General features: G+C 34.9%; 12 protein-coding genes. 10 read left to right on the top strand and 2 right to left on the bottom strand.

All coding sequences use genetic code 11. The features are described from left to right. Window positions 1–274, bottom strand: a 274-nt coding sequence (locus K9N40_10325; protein ID MCF7814862.1) for a hypothetical protein, incomplete at its 3' end; no start/stop codon positions are given. A gap of 154 nt (window positions 275–428) precedes the next feature. On the opposite strand from K9N40_10325, the gene K9N40_10320 reads away from it, so the two are divergent. Beyond that, on the top strand, window positions 429–1,235 hold the full coding sequence (locus tag K9N40_10320; protein ID MCF7814861.1) for a kinase/pyrophosphorylase: 807 nt from the start codon (window positions 429–431) through the stop codon (window positions 1,233–1,235). A 65-nt stretch (window positions 1,236–1,300) separates the two neighbouring features. On the opposite strand, the gene ppdK is transcribed toward K9N40_10320, so the two are convergent. Then, window positions 1,301–4,021 carry a pyruvate, phosphate dikinase gene (ppdK, locus tag K9N40_10315; protein MCF7814860.1) on the bottom strand — a complete coding sequence of 907 codons (2,721 nt, stop codon included), beginning with the start codon at window positions 4,019–4,021 and terminating at the stop codon, window positions 1,301–1,303. A 168-nt stretch (window positions 4,022–4,189) separates the two neighbouring features. Here ppdK and K9N40_10310 point away from each other — a divergent pair, with 168 nt between their 5' ends. From K9N40_10310 to K9N40_10270, 9 genes are read left to right on the top strand one after another with little or no spacing between them, the layout of a single operon-like run. Then, a complete protein-coding gene (locus K9N40_10310; GenBank protein ID MCF7814859.1) occupies window positions 4,190–4,609 on the top strand; it encodes a DNA-binding protein in 420 nt (139 codons plus the stop codon). A gap of 16 nt (window positions 4,610–4,625) precedes the next feature. Next, window positions 4,626–6,338, top strand: coding sequence for a hypothetical protein (locus tag K9N40_10305; protein ID MCF7814858.1), 1,713 nt, complete (start codon window positions 4,626–4,628; stop codon window positions 6,336–6,338). Beyond that, complete coding sequence (locus K9N40_10300; GenBank protein ID MCF7814857.1) at window positions 6,339–7,595, top strand: glycosyltransferase; 1,257 nt, start codon at window positions 6,339–6,341, stop codon at window positions 7,593–7,595. Next, entirely contained in the window at window positions 7,592–8,692 is a 1,101-nt protein-coding gene (locus tag K9N40_10295; protein ID MCF7814856.1) for a glycosyltransferase family 4 protein, read from the top strand. The genes K9N40_10300 and K9N40_10295 overlap by 4 nt, the downstream gene beginning before the upstream one ends. Then, entirely contained in the window at window positions 8,676–10,043 is a 1,368-nt protein-coding gene (locus tag K9N40_10290; protein MCF7814855.1) for a sugar transferase, read from the top strand. The genes K9N40_10295 and K9N40_10290 overlap by 17 nt, the downstream gene beginning before the upstream one ends. Window positions 10,044–10,055: 12 nt before the next feature. Next, complete coding sequence (locus tag K9N40_10285; protein ID MCF7814854.1) at window positions 10,056–12,440, top strand: hypothetical protein; 2,385 nt, start codon at window positions 10,056–10,058, stop codon at window positions 12,438–12,440. A 21-nt stretch (window positions 12,441–12,461) separates the two neighbouring features. Then, window positions 12,462–13,430 (top strand): glycosyltransferase family 4 protein, encoded by a 969-nt coding sequence (locus K9N40_10280; GenBank protein ID MCF7814853.1) that lies wholly within the window; start codon window positions 12,462–12,464, stop codon window positions 13,428–13,430. Beyond that, window positions 13,430–14,980: a polysaccharide deacetylase family protein gene (locus K9N40_10275; GenBank protein MCF7814852.1), complete on the top strand. Its 1,551-nt coding sequence runs from the start codon at window positions 13,430–13,432 to the stop codon at window positions 14,978–14,980. Before K9N40_10280 ends, K9N40_10275 begins: the two co-directional genes overlap by 1 nt. Continuing rightward, window positions 14,961–15,995, top strand: coding sequence for a glycosyltransferase (locus tag K9N40_10270; protein MCF7814851.1), 1,035 nt, complete (start codon window positions 14,961–14,963; stop codon window positions 15,993–15,995). Before K9N40_10275 ends, K9N40_10270 begins: the two co-directional genes overlap by 20 nt. Window positions 15,996–16,173: the final 178 nt, after the last annotated feature.

Here is a 16,173-nt window from a genome sequence, read left to right as displayed (position 1 = left end):
ATGATAAAACATTTCGGCCAATCTGAAAATCGGCTAAATCCCACAAATTAACTTTCTTCCAAGCTTGACTTAAAGTGAAATCAAGTGGTTGTTCAGTTGTTCCTGTTATCATAAAATCTACAAGATATGTGCCATCACCCCACCATAGATCACCTCGTGTAAAAGATAATCCCATTCCATTGTCACTTTCTACATCGAAATTTGCGGTTACTTCATGGGCATAAATTCCAGAAAACATTACTGCAATAATTACTAATAATAAAACTTTTTTCATAATAACTCCTTTTCCTACTAGTTTTCTATTGGCTTTAAACTGCTATAAGTTTTTCCTGTCAAGTCCTTTTTTTAATTTCTAACTTTAATAAATTTTAACGTATTGACATATTGGAAGCAAACAACGAGATTTGATATCAAAAAAGGAAGGAGAAATGCTGAAAGTAATTATTGTGTCGGACGGAACTGGTAAAACAGCAGAGATGGCTTTAAATGCTGCACTTACACAATTTGCTGGAGTTGCTGTTTCTTTGGTTAGGAAACCGGGTATCAAAAGTTATGAACAAATTGATAGTTTAATCGAAGAAGCCCAGAAAGAGCACAACTGCATTGTTCATACATTAGTTTCCGATAAAATGCGTTCATATCTTGTAAAGCAGGCCAGGTTAAATAATGTAGAAACAATCGATATTATGGGGCCATTGCTTTCACGCTTATCGAATTTATTAGCAATCTCTCCAGCGCAGAAACCTGGTCTTTTTGTGCATTTGAATGAACAGTATTTTCGACGAGTTGAAACAATGAATTTTGCATTTAAACATGATGACGGATTAAGAGCTGAAGATCTTGGAAAAGCAGAAATTGTTTTAATTGGAGTATCTCGAACTTTTAAAACTCCCTTGAGTATTTATCTAGCTTTTAAAGGATGGCTGGTTGCAAATGTTCCGATTGTAAAAGATTTTCCAATTCCATCTGAATTGAATGAAATAGATCCCTGCAAAGTATTTTATCTGAATACAACTGCTAAACGTTTAGCAGAACTAAGAAATGTTCGATCTAAGAAATTTAATGACAAAACAGGTGATTATGCAAGCTATGAGTTTGTTCGTCAGGAATTGATGTATGGAAGAAAAATATGTTGTAATCATCCCAAATGGTGCATCATAACTGTCACTAGCAAATCTATAGAAGAAATTGCATCTGAAATTGTTGCTATAATGCGAGAGAGGGATTTAGATTAGTCTCAATCTGAAGATAAAAAAAGCGCTCATTTCTGAGCGCTTATGTATCGAATAAGATTATATAATTAATTTTTCAAAGCAGCTTGAGCTGCAGCTAATCTGGCTATCGGTACGCGATATGGTGAACAGCTTACGTAGTTCATTCCTACTCTATGACAGAATTCAACAGAACTAGGTTCGCCACCGTGCTCGCCACAAATTCCAACTTTAAGTGTAGCACGAGTGCTTCTACCTTTTTTAGTTCCCATTTCCACAAGTTGACCCACACCAGTTTGGTCAAGAACCTGGAATGGATCGTCTTTTAGGATACCTTTTTCCAGATAAATTGGCAGGAATTTTCCTGCATCGTCCCTGCTGTAACCAAATGTCATTTGAGTCAGGTCGTTTGTTCCAAAACTAAAGAATTCGGCATGTTTAGCAATATCGTCGGCTGTTAGTGCTGCTCTTGGAATTTCTATCATTGTTCCAACCAGATAATCGATTTTATCATTTCTTTCTTCAAAAACTGCGTTTACAGTTTTTCGAACTATTACTTCTTGCATTTTGAATTCTTCTACAGTTCCGATAAGTGGTATCATTATTTCGGGTTGCGTCTCAATTCCCTTTTTCTTCAAATTAAGCGCAGCTTCAATAATTGCTCTGGTTTGCATTTCTGTTATTTCAGGATAAGTGTTTCCCAATCTACATCCACGATGACCAAGCATTGGATTGAATTCTGATAAACCTTCTACTCGAGATTTTATTTCTTCAACTGGAATACTCATTTCTTCTGCCATTTCCTGTTGGCCTTTTTCATCGTGAGGAACAAATTCATGAAGTGGAGGATCTAACAATCTAACAGTTACAGGCAAACCTTTCATTGCTTCGAAAATACCTTCGAAATCTTCTCTCTGCATCGGAAGTAATTTATCCAGTGCTTTTCTTCGGCCAGCTTCATCTTCGGCTAATATCATTTCACGAACTGCTTTAATTCTTTCACCTTCAAAGAACATGTGTTCAGTTCTGCAAAGTCCAATTCCCTGAGCACCAAAATTACGGGCAACTTTAGAATCTTTCGGAGTATCAGCATTTGTTCTTACAACAAGTTTTGTGTATTTATCACAAAGTTGCATCAGTTCACCAAAATCACCACTTAACTCTGGATTTTTAGTTTCTACTTTACCAGCATAAACTTCACCTGTAGAACCATTTAAAGAAATCCAATCACCTTCTTTAAATGTTTTACCTTCTGATGTTAATGTTCTGGCTTTGTAATCGATCCTAACTGATCCTGCGCCGGAAACACAGCATTTTCCCATTCCACGAGCAACAACAGCAGCATGTGAAGTCATTCCACCACGAGCTGTTAAAATCCCTTTTGAAACATTCATTCCCCTAAGGTCTTCAGGAGAGGTTTCAACTCTTGCTAAAACAACTTGTTTCCCTTCATTTGCCCATTCTTCAGCTTCATCGGCAAAAAATACAAGTTGGCCAGTAGCAGCACCGGGAGAAGCAGGAAGTCCTTTGGCAATAACTTCAGCTTTTTTAACTGCCTTTGTATTGAAAATAGGATGAAGTAATTCATCAAGTTTATTTGGTTCTAAGCGTAATATTGCAGTTTTTTCATCAATTAACCCTTCTCGGAGCATATCGACAGCCATTTTCACCATTGCTGTTCCAGTTCTTTTTCCATTTCTGGTTTGCAAAATCCAAAGTTTTCCATCTTGTATTGTGAACTCCAAATCCTGCATATCTTTATAATGTTCTTCTAATTTGGTTTCAATATCAGAAAGTTCTTTATATAATTTTGGCATTGTCTCTTCTAATGAAGGAAATTTTTTTGCTCTTTCTTCTTCAGAAACTTTTGCAAGTTTGGCCCATCTTTTCGATCCTTCCAGAGTGATTTGCTGTGGAGTTCTGGTTCCGGCCACAACGTCTTCACCTTGTGCATCTATCAGGTATTCTCCATTAAATAGATCTTCACCAGTAGCAGCATCTCGTGTGAAGGCAACACCAGTGGCAGAATTTTTCCCCATATTTCCGTAAACCATTGCCTGCACGTTCACCGCGGTTCCCCAATCTCCAGGAATTGCATTGATTTTGCGATAATAGATTGCTCTTTCAGTATTCCAACTGTCGAATACTGCTAAAATTGCACCCCAGAGTTGTTCCCATGGATCTTCAGGAAAATCGGAACCAGTAGAATCCTTTATCGCTTTTTTGAATCTGGCGACAAGTTCTTTCAAGTCATCAGTATCCAATTCTGTATCGTTTATTACATTTTTTTCTTCTTTTATTTGATCAATGATCACTTCAAACGGATCGTGTTCTTCTTTGGAAGCTGGCTTCAATCCCATAACAACGTCGCCATACATCTGAACAAATCTTCTGTAAGAATCCCAGGCAAAACGTGGATTTCCAGATTTCTTTGCCAATCCTTCTACAGCTTCATCATTCAATCCCAGATTCAGAACTGTGTCCATCATACCTGGCATGGAAACGCGTGCACCAGAACGAACAGAAAGCAAACATGGATTTTCTTTATCTCCAAATTTTGCATCCATGATGTTTTCAACGTTTTCTATAGCTCCAACGATCTCTTCTTTAAGTAGTTCAACAACCTTATCTTTTCCAAGTTCATTGTATTCTGTGCAAACTTCTGTTGTAATAGTAAATCCAGGAGGTACAGGAACTCCAACTAAATTCATTTCAGCTAAGTTAGCACCTTTTCCACCCAATAGATTTTTCATTTCTGTTTTACCTTCAGCTTTTCCGTCACCAAAAAGGTAAATTCTTTTCTTACTCATTTCGACTCCTTTATTGATTCTAATTTACTCTATTAATATAAGTTCAAATCCTTAGGATGCAATTTTTATGTCAAACGAAAAACAATAATCATTTATTTTTACAGTAAATATTATTAGACAAGGAAAGTTGCTGACAATAAATTGTTCATGATCATGATTGGAGATGGTATGAAAAGTAAGAGAATTGGAAATATTTGTTTCATCAGAATCGATAAAGGAGAAGAAATCATTTCTTCTCTGAAAAAGTTTTGTGAAAATGAAAACATCAAACTAGGAAAAATCTCTGGTATCGGAGCCACAAATAATGTGACTGTTGGGCTTTTTGAACCTTCAAAGCAACAATATCATTCCAATACTTTAAAAGAGGATTTTGAGATTTTATCGTTAACCGGAAATATAACCACCATGAAAAATGAAGTGTATCTGCATTGTCATATAACTTTGGCAAATAAAAATCATCAGAGTTTTGGTGGACATCTAAATAGTGCAGTTGTTTCTGCTACTTGTGAAATTGTTTTGGAAGTTTACGATGGTTCTGTTGATCGTTTTTTTGACCAGGAAAGCGGATTAAACCTTTTGGATATTTGATTTTTATAGAACTTTTATGATAGCAGTTTATGTAGATAGCGTTTTAAAAGATTTTCAAAATGAGATCAGATTTACTATCGATTTCATTTTTAATACATTGGGATTTGTGCATAAATATATCAGTAAATTGGAACAAATAGAACCAAATGATGTTCTAATTTATTATGGAACAATCGAGCCAACCTCCAAAGAAGCATATATCCTGGCGATGGATAAAATATTCTTTTTCATTCCTTGCGGAATAGATTTTTACAAACCGGGAAGCATCAGTCGACAGCAGCTTTCAGAAAGTATCAGGGAAATCAAGTTGGATAGATCGATCCCGCTGATCTGCAATCATGAGATAGAACAACCAATTGTGTATTTTATAAATGAAAATCTGTATTATGGTTCTGTAAAATTTGATCTGATCGGCAATATTTTCTTCAATTTGATAAATTATCAAAAATTTTCGCCCGGTAGAGAGGAAAAGGACTATCGAATTCCAGATGATGAAATGGTTTTTCATGATTATGCTTTGATTCCTTACACCAATTATTATCTTTGGCTTCTGGAGCAGACAATTTTGGAAGCCATAGAAAAGAAAAGAGATTATTTCTTAGTAAAAAAAGAGTATTGGCCCAAGGCGGAAAAGGGTGCTGTTGCTGTTTCTCATAATGTTCCCAAACTTCGCAAATGGAATTTCAAACGCATCATGCAGAGCGTTTATCAAGATCTTCTGGTTTTCTATAAATTTAAATATGTTTTAAAAAATTTTAGAAGTAGAACAAAATACATTTTAACGAATGAAGAGGAATATTGGAATTTCGATCTGATCGATAACTTAGAAGAAAAATATGGTATCAGAAGTACATATTTCTGGGGAACTGATGATTCCAGAAAAGGTGAATTTGAATATGATATTGGTCATAATTTGATCTATCAGGAGATATCCAGGATCATTGACCGAGGACATGAAATAGCTCTTTTAGCAAAATCGAATTCATATAAAAATGATAATTTCCAAAGCCAGAAAAAGCAGATAATCCGACTTTCTTTTAAGGAAAAAACCGGCCTTAGAATCAATGGCTACAAGTCTGATCCTTATCAAACAAATGAATTGAAATTGAAACACAGTTTTGTATATGATTCATCAAGAAAACTCGCTACAATGGCAGGATTTGCCAATGGTATCGGTTTTCCGTTTCATCTAAGTATCATTTCCAAAAAGGGAAAGCTCAGAAGAAGCTTTGCCAATAATAACAACTTGGAAATACCATTGATCTGCTCAGATGAAAGTTTCATAATTTCCACAACAAATAAAATGAGTAGCGAAACCGCAAAAGAGATAATCGAAAAGCTTCTTGATTCCATAAATCTGGTTAATGGATTGATAACTTTTGATTTTTCTGTTCACAATTTTGCCGAGTTGGAATATTTGGAGAAATTGATGGAAGAAGTTTTTAAAAAAATAAATAATAAGAAGTATTATCAGGATACATATTTGAATATTGCTCAATGGTGGAAAAAAAGAGAAAGAATAGAAATTCATGAAAGAAGAAGCAGCGTTCGTTTATATTTTCCCGAGAAGATCGAGACTTTTTCATTTTCGATAAAAGGAAATAAGAAATTATCTCATGTAGATTATACAAAATCTCATATTTCTGGCAATTTGGTAACTCTTCACGATATCGATCCCGATACGGAAGTAAAAGTATTTCTGGATAAATCAGAATCTGGAGAAAAGTAGATGAAACGGTTACTTCTGGTCTCATATTTTTATCCACCTCTGGGTGGTCCCGGAGTTCAGCGACCACTTAAACTGATAAAATATCTTTCGGAATCTGGTTGGGAAACCGATGTGATAACTGTAGAAGATATTGTATTTCATTCTTATGATAATAAGCTGGCTGCAGAGAATAAAGCCAGGAAAGTTTTTCGAATTCCGTCATACGATCCAATGTCGATCCTGAAAAAAACCAAACCAAAAGAAAAAAAAATTAAGAACATCTATTTTGGAACTCCCGAGAAGATAAAAAAAATTATCAGGAATTTATTTCCTATTGATGATAAAATTGGCTGGCTGCCAAATGTGATGAAAAGCAGCAAAAAGATATTTAAAGAAAATAAATATGATGCTGTAATGGCAACGATGGGACCTTATACAAGTGGTTTGATTGCTTTTAAATTGAGCCAAAAATATGATCTACCCTTGATTTTGGATTATCGTGATCATTGGACTTTAAATCCTTATATAAAATACAGCAATCTTCTGCTTTCCAAACATGCCAAGAAATGGGAAAAGAAAATTCTAAATCGTGCTGAAGTAGTAACAACAGTTGGTGATGTTATCCGTCAGGATTTGATCTCAGAATTCGGTAAAGATCTATCTGATAAAATTCTGGTTATGTACAATGGCTGGGATGAAGATGATTTCCCCCAAAAAATAAAACCAAAAAACAACAAAATTATTTTAAGATATGTAGGAAATTTCTATGGACATCGCAGCGTGAAATATTTGATAAAAGCTGTAGAGAAATTAGATAATTCAATCCTTAAGAAAATTAAAATTCAATTGATAGGTAATTATTTCAAAGAGACTTTGGAAACAATTCAAAAAAGCAGTTGCAATGAGCTCTTTGATATAAAAGAGCAAGTTGATCATTCCACTGCTGTCATGCTGATGAAAACCAGTGATATTTTACTTCTATTTATTGCATCTCCAAATGGCAAAGGTGTTTTAACGGGAAAGATTTTTGAATACATCCGAAGCGAAAGACCAATTTTTGCTATGATTCCACCCAAGGGAGAAGCGGCTGACATTTTAAGAAAACTTGGGCATGAAAATATTTGTGCAATGGAAGATGTAGAAATGATAACTGAAAATCTGAAGCAATTGATAAATTCTACCGAGAAGAATAAATTGAAAGAATACAAATTTGACCCGAATTTCGATAGAGAACATCAAACCAGAAATTTTGTGGAATTCATCGAGAAAAAACTATGAAGAAAATCAAACTTCTGCATATTCAACTTCTTCCTGTTATTGCTGGTGCGCAAAATGTGATGCTGAAAATTCTGGAGAATCTTGATAAAGACAAATACGAGATTTATGTTCTTTCTCGTTCAGGTGGACCTCTAATTGAGAAATTGGAAGAATTGCAGATAAAACATATTCCTGTGAATTCCTTGAGAAGGGATCTTTCTTTTTGGGATTTTATTGCTTTCTTTAAAATCTGGTGGATTTGCAGAAAGTACAAATATGATGTTGTTCACACTCATTCTTCTAAAACTGGTTTTCTGGGTAGAATAGCAGCAAAACTGGCAGGAATAGGGAATGTAATTCATACGTCACATGGATTTCCATTCAATAAATATCAGTCAAAACCGGTTCGATCATTTTATATGAAATGCGAGAAAATTGCTGGCTGGTTTTGTGATAAGGTAGTTTTTGTAAATCAGCACGACAGAAAATTCGTAATTCAAAATAAGATCATAAATTCAAAAAAAGCATTAACGATTTATAATGGTATAGAAGTTCCCCAGAAACTTTCCCCCAAAAAAAATAATAATCGTTTCATTATTGGTAGTTCTTTTCGCTTTTGGAAACAGAAAAATCCAATCCGAACAGTTAATGCAGCGATAGAAGTATGTAAAAAAAACTCCCAGATAGAATTTATTTTTCTGGGAGATGGAGAACTTCTGGAAGAATGCCAGCTTCTTGTACAAGATGCCCAATTGCAAAATAGAATTATTTTTGAGGCTTGGGTAACAAATATTTTTGAACATCTAAATAAGTTCGATGCATTTCTTCTTTATTCCAAATGGGAAGGTTTGCCTGTTTCAATTTTGGAAGCGATGTCGGTTGGCTTACCGATTATTGCATCGGATATTGTTGGTAATGATGAACTGGTAGATGATAATAACGGCAAGCTGGTTAGCTTGAATGAGGTTGACAAATTAATCGACTTTCTTATAACTCTCCCATTAAGAAAGGATGAATTGGAAAAATGGGGAAAGGAATCCCGAAAACGAGTAGAAGAAAAGTTTTCTTTGAAAGAATTCGTAAATAAATATAAAGAGATCTATGAAACTAAAGCTTAGAAAAGCATTGCTTGTAATTGGTGATATCATAATACTTTATGCAAGTTTATATATCACACTTCTGATAAGGTATGGAAAGCATCCGACCATGGATTACTGGATGGCACATTTTTACCCATTTTCTTTCATTTTTCTTATCTGGGTTATGACGTTTTATATTTCGGAGTTGTACAATATCAATTTCGCAGTAAGTAATCGCAGTTTCTTCCGTAGAGCTTTACGCAGTTTTGTTTTTGGCGGTTTATTTTCGGCAGTATTCTTTTATGTGATGCCGGGAATCAGCATTGCACCCAAAACAAACCTGATCTTATTTGTTATAATTTACACGATCATTTTCTTTCTGTGGAGAGGTTTTTTCAATTGGTCGATAAAATCTTATATTCCCAAAGATGTTATCGGAATTATCGGCTATAATAACCAGGTTAGTAATCTTTTAAAGGAATTCAAAAAGAAACCGCATTTGGGGTTTGAAATAGCCTTTATTTTAAAATTGCCGGATCAGCAGATAGAAACTGATATCAATACTTTGATATTGGATAAAAATAATGCAGATGTGCAACGGATAATTCAGAAAAAAAATGTTTCTACCCTCATTCTGGCAAGCAATCCTGCTGATTCTGAATCTTTGAGTAATCTACTTTTCAGTTGCCTGAAATTGAAAGTTAATTTTATAAATTTATCACATTTTTATGAAGAGATTACAGACAAAGTTCCACTTGACCTGATCAACAAAACCTGGTTTCTGGAAAACCTGAGTGAAGGAAATAAAACGGCTTACGATTTTTCAAAAAGAGTAATTGATTTTGTGTTTGCTTTCATTTTCTTTATTATCACTTTACCTTTATTAGTTTTAATTGCCTTATTTATAAAGATTTCCAGCAAGGGAAAAATTTTCTTTATCCAGGAAAGAATTGGTCAAAACGATGTAAAATTCAAAATGATAAAATTCCGTTCTATGAAAGATGAAGGGAACGACTTCCAGCCTACAGAAATTAATGACAACCGAATTACCAGGATCGGCTCTCTGCTCAGAAAAACAAGGTTGGACGAACTGCCGCAACTTATAAATATAATTCGAGGGGAAATGAGTTTTGTGGGTCCCAGACCTGAAAGACCGGAACTGGTTAACGATCTGGAAAAACAGATAGCATTTTATAATGAAAGAATGCTGGTAAAACCTGGTTTAACCGGCTGGGATCAAGTTTCCAAAAAATATCATTCTCCCTCTTATGAAGATACAATGGAGAAATTACAGTACGATCTGTTCTATGTGAAAAACAGATCATTTTATCTGGACTTCTCGATCATTCTTAAAACTATCAGCACAGTTTTATCAAGATCGGGCAGATAAATAGGAGATCAAATGAAGACAAAAACACTTCTAATTCTTGCCATAACCATGATAATGTTTTCTGTATCTGGTTTACAAAACTGGCAAGTGCACACAAACACTACGCATATTTTCGATCTGAAGTTTGTAGATAATAAAATCTACCTGGCAACCTGGGGCGGTTTGGAAGTTTATGATATAACAACACAATATTTTGATAAAACGATAACTTCCATCGATGGATTAGCTTGTAATGATCTTCGAACTATCGATTATTTTGAAAGTACAAATGAGTTTTTATTAGGTTCTTTTGGCTGTGGAATTGATCGCTTTGATGGCGAGAATTTTAATATGCCTTTAACGGAAATTCTGGGTTTGGGAACGGATTACGTGCAGAATATTGTTCATCAGGATTCTCTGATTTTCGCTGTTACTACAGTTGGATTCAGCCTTTTTGCTGACAGTCCCAGTTTTCCTTTTCCTCTATTAATATCCAATTTTGACACCGATAATGGATTGTCTTCCAATGAGATAAATGATATTGAGATCAGTGAAGATTATGTATTTCTGGCAACAGGAAATGGAGTAGATTATGCTCATCTTGATTCCTTACTCACCATTAATGCCTGGCACAACATTAATACTACAAACAGTAATATTCCAAGCAATTTCACTTTTTCACTTTCAGTAAAAGACAGCCGAATAGTTGTAGCTACCGATCTGGGAATGCTGGAAATTCCAGATTTTGAAGATTCGATTGTGGGCAATGTGTTGGTTGCAGATCAATCTGTATATCCGGTTTTTATAGATTCTGAAGATAATATCTGGTTCAGTTATGGATCTTGGAGTCCTGAAATTCTAATTTTACGAGACAGCATGAATGTTGCAGTTACCAGAATTGCAAATGATGGAGCCGAAACATCCTGGATGAAAGATGAAGCAGAACTTACCACAAATCTCATTAAAGGATTTACGGGAATAGATGATCAGATCTGCGCTTTTACCTGGGGAGAAGGATTATTCATTTTGAACAATGAAGTTTGGGATACGCATATAAAACCGAACAGCATAACTGCAAATATCGTTTCCGATCTGGAACTTGATGAGAATAAAAATCTCTGGGTTGCCAGTGGTTATCTGGGTTTAGAACAACTGGGAAAAGGAACCAAAGGCGTTTGCAGTTTCGATGGAATGAACTGGCACGGTTATACCAATGAAGATTATCCTGAGCTAACAAACGATAATGTAATCGATATTGAAATTGACAGTTCCAACAGAAAATGGTTTTGCTCTTATCAGTACATAAATGCAGGAACGGGTGGAATCACGATTTTCGATGATTTCGCAGATGAATGGACTATTTTAACTGGATTGCCTTCTCATTACACATCAGAACTCTTTCTCGATTCTGACGATAGAATGTGGGTTTCAGCTTTCGGTAATAATTTTGTGCTGGATATTTATCCTACCATTAACGTATTAGGATCATTTTTATCCAATAATGACGATTTCAACCTTTCCACAATTTCTTTTGTGGATGATGAAAGAGTTTTCTTCGGTTCGTATGCACAAGGCCTGGAATATTGGGATGCTACTTCAATACCTTTTAACAATGGATCTCAGTGGGAAACAGCTCCTTCTTCCGAATTGAACAGTGGAACTATTTTAGATATCGAGCAGCGAATAATCGGAAATGAAAAAGAGACCTGGGTAGCTTCTACCAATGGGCTTTTCATGTTTGATGGAATCGACTGGTTCTTGTATGGAACGAATGCGAAAATGAGTATGTGGTTCGACAATCACTGGTTCTGGAGCCAAGATGATCCTAATCCAACTTACTGGTACTATGAAGGACAGGAAAGACTTTACGGTTCCAATCCAACTTATCCGACCTGTTTGTTCATCGATCCTTTTGGCAGAATCTGGATAGGAACAGCTGAATATGGAATCACTATTTTTGATAAAGAAGCTGATACTTTCACGAACATTACTACTGAAAATTCTCAACTTATTTCCGATAATGTAACTGCTTTCGTTTACGATGAAATTTCCGGAACTTTATATATAGGAACTCTGGAAGGAATTTCTTCTGTAGAAATTGGAGTTTCTGCCGAGAATAATTTCGAAGAAAATCTGAACAAAACGATTGCGTTTCCAAATCCATTCAATCCTGAAAATGGAGAAATTCTGCGCATCGAAAATGAGGATAGCTTCACGATGCCGAAAGGAAATACATATTGCCGAATCTACGATCTGAGTGGTGAATTTATTGTAGAACTGGAAAAGAACGTTTATGAACAATTCAGCTGGGACGGCAGTAACAAACAAGGCAAAAAATGTGGTTCTGGGCTGTATTATTACGTAGTTTCTGCTCCGGGTGGACAAGTAGGAAAAGGCAAAATTCTACTGGTTCGTTAGAGCGATAAGAATTTCTCTAATATGAGATCAAAGCTATTGTTCATCAGCAGTTACGCATCACATTTTGTGATTGATGATCTTAAGACTCTGCAAAAAAAATACACAGTAGAAAAATTGATTTTGGCAGGAAAATCAAAAAATCGATTTCAAAAATTTGTAAATACGATTGAAATCGTTTTTGCTGTCTTCAGGAATGATTTTGTTTTCTGCTGGTTTGCCGATTTTTCATCATTTATTGCAATTCTAATTTCTAAAATCTTGAACAAAAAATCTATTATCATGGTTGGCGGATATGAAACCTCGAATTTGCCCAGTTATGGCGGAATGCAGAGTAGATCAGCAAAATTCATAAAATATGCAATTAAAAATGCTGATAAAGTAATAACGGTATCAGAATTTCTGGCGCAGGAACTAAGATCATTGAACCTTCGAAAAGATATAAATGTAGTTCATCTGGCTATCAATCCAAAAAAAAATAACATAGCAAAAAAAAAGATCATTTTAAGCTGCGGTTCTGCAACTCCAGATTTGTACAAAATCAAAGGAATTGATATTTTTGCAGCAGCAACAAAATCATTTAATAAATACAAAATGATCATTGTTGGTGAATTTGATCCTAAACTAAAAGATCAGCTTCTCAAGAAAAATCCGAATCTAGAATTTAAGGGAAAGATCGTTCATGAAGAATTTCTAGGGTTACTTTCTGAAACTGAAATCTACTGCCAGTTTTCCCGTCGTGAATCTTTTGGAATGGCTGTATTGGAGGCGATCAATTCAAACTGCAAAGTAGTGATTTCTAACGAAGGTTCCCTGCCGGAAGTGGCCCAAGAAAAAGCTTTTAAAGCAGAAATCTCTGACATCACTTCTTGCGAAGATGCAATTTCCAGGGCTGTCAATTCTGAAGTTCCAAATAATTTTAATTGGCTCTGCGAAAACTATTCATTCGAAAAACGTGAAGCAAAGCTCATAAAGATAGTTTCGGAATTATAATGAAACTGAAGATTGGCATTGATAAACTTACTCCTGGCTGGCAAATCATCTTTCAGCAACAAGCTTATAATACTTCCGAATTAGCTTTGGATGACGATTTAAATGATTACGTTTGTTTGATAATTACACAGAAACCTTCAATTGAATTCCAAAAAAAAATTGATAATTACACAAAAAACGGTGGAATTATTATCATAGATTCTACCGTTTCATGTTATTTTTTTAAGGTAAAATTCAAAAAGAAAAAAGTTAGTTTTCTAATTCCAACAAAAGATTCCATATTTAATGAATTGGGGTTGGTTGATTTCTATACAACTTTTTATTATCTAAAGCCTTATAATTTTAAGTGGTTAGATAAAAAATTAATGATACAAACTAAACTTATCGGTTCAGGAATGATTATTAATCTTCCTTTTGATCTGGATAAATTGATGTTAGATGAGAGCACAAAACGCAAAAAATTCTGGGCGGATCGAAAAGAACTTCCTTCGGAAATTGTTTCAAGAATTTCTAAAGGTAAGATTCGCCAGCTGATCCACAAATTGCTTTATTTTATTCATCAAAAAAAGAACTTGCCATTAATGCGTATTTCAGAGTTCCCCAAACCTTTGCAATCGCTATTTATGTTTCGTGTTGATACCGATTTTTGTTCAGCTGATCAGGCAAATTCTCTTTACGAAATCTGTAAGAAATATAACATTAATGGTACCTGGTTTGTAGATACAAAAGATTCATCGATGCTTAAAGATGTTTATGCCAAAATGACAGATCAGGAAATTGGTCTTCATTGTAAACGGCATCTGGTTTTTGATGATTATAAATCGAATAAGGTCAACATAGAAAATGGTTTAGAAGATTTAGAAAAAGCAGGAATCAAAGTAGAAGGTTTTGCAGCACCATTTGGCAGTTGGAACGAAGATCTGGGAAAAGTACTGGAAGAGAAAAAATTTACCTATTCATCTGAATTTGCAGTGAATTATGATGACCTGCCATTTTTTCCATTTTATCATGATAAATCTTCTTCAGTTCTGCAGATCCCGATCTTTCCTGTCAGTACAGGCAGGTTACGCAGATCGCATTTTTCTCTGGAAGAAATGTGGCAGTTTTACAAACAATATATCGATGAATGTTTAAAAAGAAATCAGCCAATTATCATTTATTATCATCCTTCGCATGGTCATCACAATATTATTGAACAGGTTTTTTCTTATGTTAATGATTTAGAAATTCCCAATTTAACTTTCAATGAATTTAGCAAATTTTGGATTGAGAGGAAAAACTTTTCCTGGGATGCTGAAATAAAATCTGATCGCTTAGAATTAAAATTCGAAAAATCATCAAATTTGCAGTTAGTTTTAGAAAAAGAAAACGAAATCTCATATTTCTCTTTTCAAAACCAGATCAAGCTGAAGAAATTATCCTGGCAAAGGAAAGAAGCCATTTTTATACCCGACGACCTGAAAAGGATCAGGAAATGGCATTGGCGAGATGTTCTTTACAATTACGAATCGAATAAAGGTAAAAAATATCATGAAAATTTATCTGGCTAGTTATCAGTCGCTCATGTTAAATCGTGGAGGTCCAACTTATAAAGTCCTTCATCTAAAAGAAGCTCTGCAAAAAATTGGTGTCGATGTTCAACTGTTTGATATGTGGGATTTTGATTTAAAATTGGAGCAAGGCGATCTTGTGCATATTTTTAATGCTGGAATTGCTACATATTCTTTAGCAAAAAATTTGGTTGCCTATGGAGCAAAATACGTGGTAAATCCAATTTTTTACAGTAATCATGATCCATTCTTATTGAGAAGTTATCGAACAATTGAAAACCTGATATCCAAGTTTATGATCCGTTCTTATTCTGATTATCAACTAACACGAGACACATGTCTTTCAGCCCAAAAAATACTGCCAAATACAAAAGATGAGGGAGAGCTTTTAGTAAAGGGATTACAGCTTCCTCGCAGTAAAATGAAGGTTATCCATAATGGTGTGGAAAAGCGTTTTGCTGATTCTGATCCTGAACTTTTTATCAAGAAGTATGGTTTGAAAGATTTTATTCTGTATGTAGGTCATTTGGGACCGAATCGAAAAAATGGCAGAAATATTATCAAGGCTCTGCAGAAGACAGATCATCCAGCAGTTATAATTGCAGATATTCTGCACAATGAAGAAGGTAACTGGTGCCGGCAGGAGATTGCCAATAGTAAAAAAATAAAATTGATTGAATGGCTGCGACATGATGATCCGCTGTTTGCATCAGCTTATGCTGCCTGCGATACGTTTATTCTTCCCACCAAATACGAAACTCCTGGCAGAGCTGCTTTAGAAGCAGCTTTGGCAGGGGCAAAGATCGTGATAACACCTCGTGGGGGAACTAAAGAATATTTCCAGCAGATGGCAGAATATCCCGATCCGCTTTCTGTTGAATCGATCAAAATGCATATTGAAAAATCATTGAATAAACCTAAGAATGATGATCTGAAAAATTATATTTCAACGAATTTTATCTGGGAAGTAATTGGCAAACAAACCAAAAAAATGTACGAAGAAGTTTTGAAGTAATGAATAAATATTTGCAGAAAACGCTGGAATATGCAGCAGGAAACTTTTTTAACAAATTATTGTTATTCTTGCTTTTGCCAATTTTTACGCGTTTTTTCATTCCAGAGGAATTTGCAGTTTACACCAATTTGATGATCTTTTTCACACTTACAAGTTTAATTGTTCTGCTGGGAATGCA

The sequence above is a fragment of the Candidatus Cloacimonadota bacterium genome (assembly GCA_021734245.1).
In the GTDB taxonomy this organism is placed as follows: Bacteria; Cloacimonadota; Cloacimonadia; order Cloacimonadales; family TCS61; genus B137-G9.
The sequence above is the reverse complement of the archived record's forward strand: the minus strand, read 5'-3'. Positions and strand labels throughout refer to the sequence as shown.

Excerpts from the sequence above, each read along its gene's own strand:
- K9N40_10320 (MCF7814861.1), top strand. The coding sequence starts at position 429 with ATGCTGAAAGTAATTATTGTGTCGGACGGAACTGGTAAAACAGCAGAG.
- ppdK (MCF7814860.1), bottom strand. The coding sequence starts at position 4,021 with ATGAGTAAGAAAAGAATTTACCTTTTTGGTGACGGAAAAGCTGAAGGT.
- K9N40_10310 (MCF7814859.1), top strand. The coding sequence starts at position 4,190 with ATGAAAAGTAAGAGAATTGGAAATATTTGTTTCATCAGAATCGATAAA.
- K9N40_10305 (MCF7814858.1), top strand. The coding sequence starts at position 4,626 with ATGATAGCAGTTTATGTAGATAGCGTTTTAAAAGATTTTCAAAATGAG.
- K9N40_10300 (MCF7814857.1), top strand. The coding sequence starts at position 6,339 with ATGAAACGGTTACTTCTGGTCTCATATTTTTATCCACCTCTGGGTGGT.
- K9N40_10295 (MCF7814856.1), top strand. The coding sequence starts at position 7,592 with ATGAAGAAAATCAAACTTCTGCATATTCAACTTCTTCCTGTTATTGCT.
- K9N40_10290 (MCF7814855.1), top strand. The coding sequence starts at position 8,676 with ATGAAACTAAAGCTTAGAAAAGCATTGCTTGTAATTGGTGATATCATA.
- K9N40_10285 (MCF7814854.1), top strand. The coding sequence starts at position 10,056 with ATGAAGACAAAAACACTTCTAATTCTTGCCATAACCATGATAATGTTT.
- K9N40_10280 (MCF7814853.1), top strand. The coding sequence starts at position 12,462 with ATGAGATCAAAGCTATTGTTCATCAGCAGTTACGCATCACATTTTGTG.
- K9N40_10275 (MCF7814852.1), top strand. The coding sequence starts at position 13,430 with ATGAAACTGAAGATTGGCATTGATAAACTTACTCCTGGCTGGCAAATC.
- K9N40_10270 (MCF7814851.1), top strand. The coding sequence starts at position 14,961 with ATGAAAATTTATCTGGCTAGTTATCAGTCGCTCATGTTAAATCGTGGA.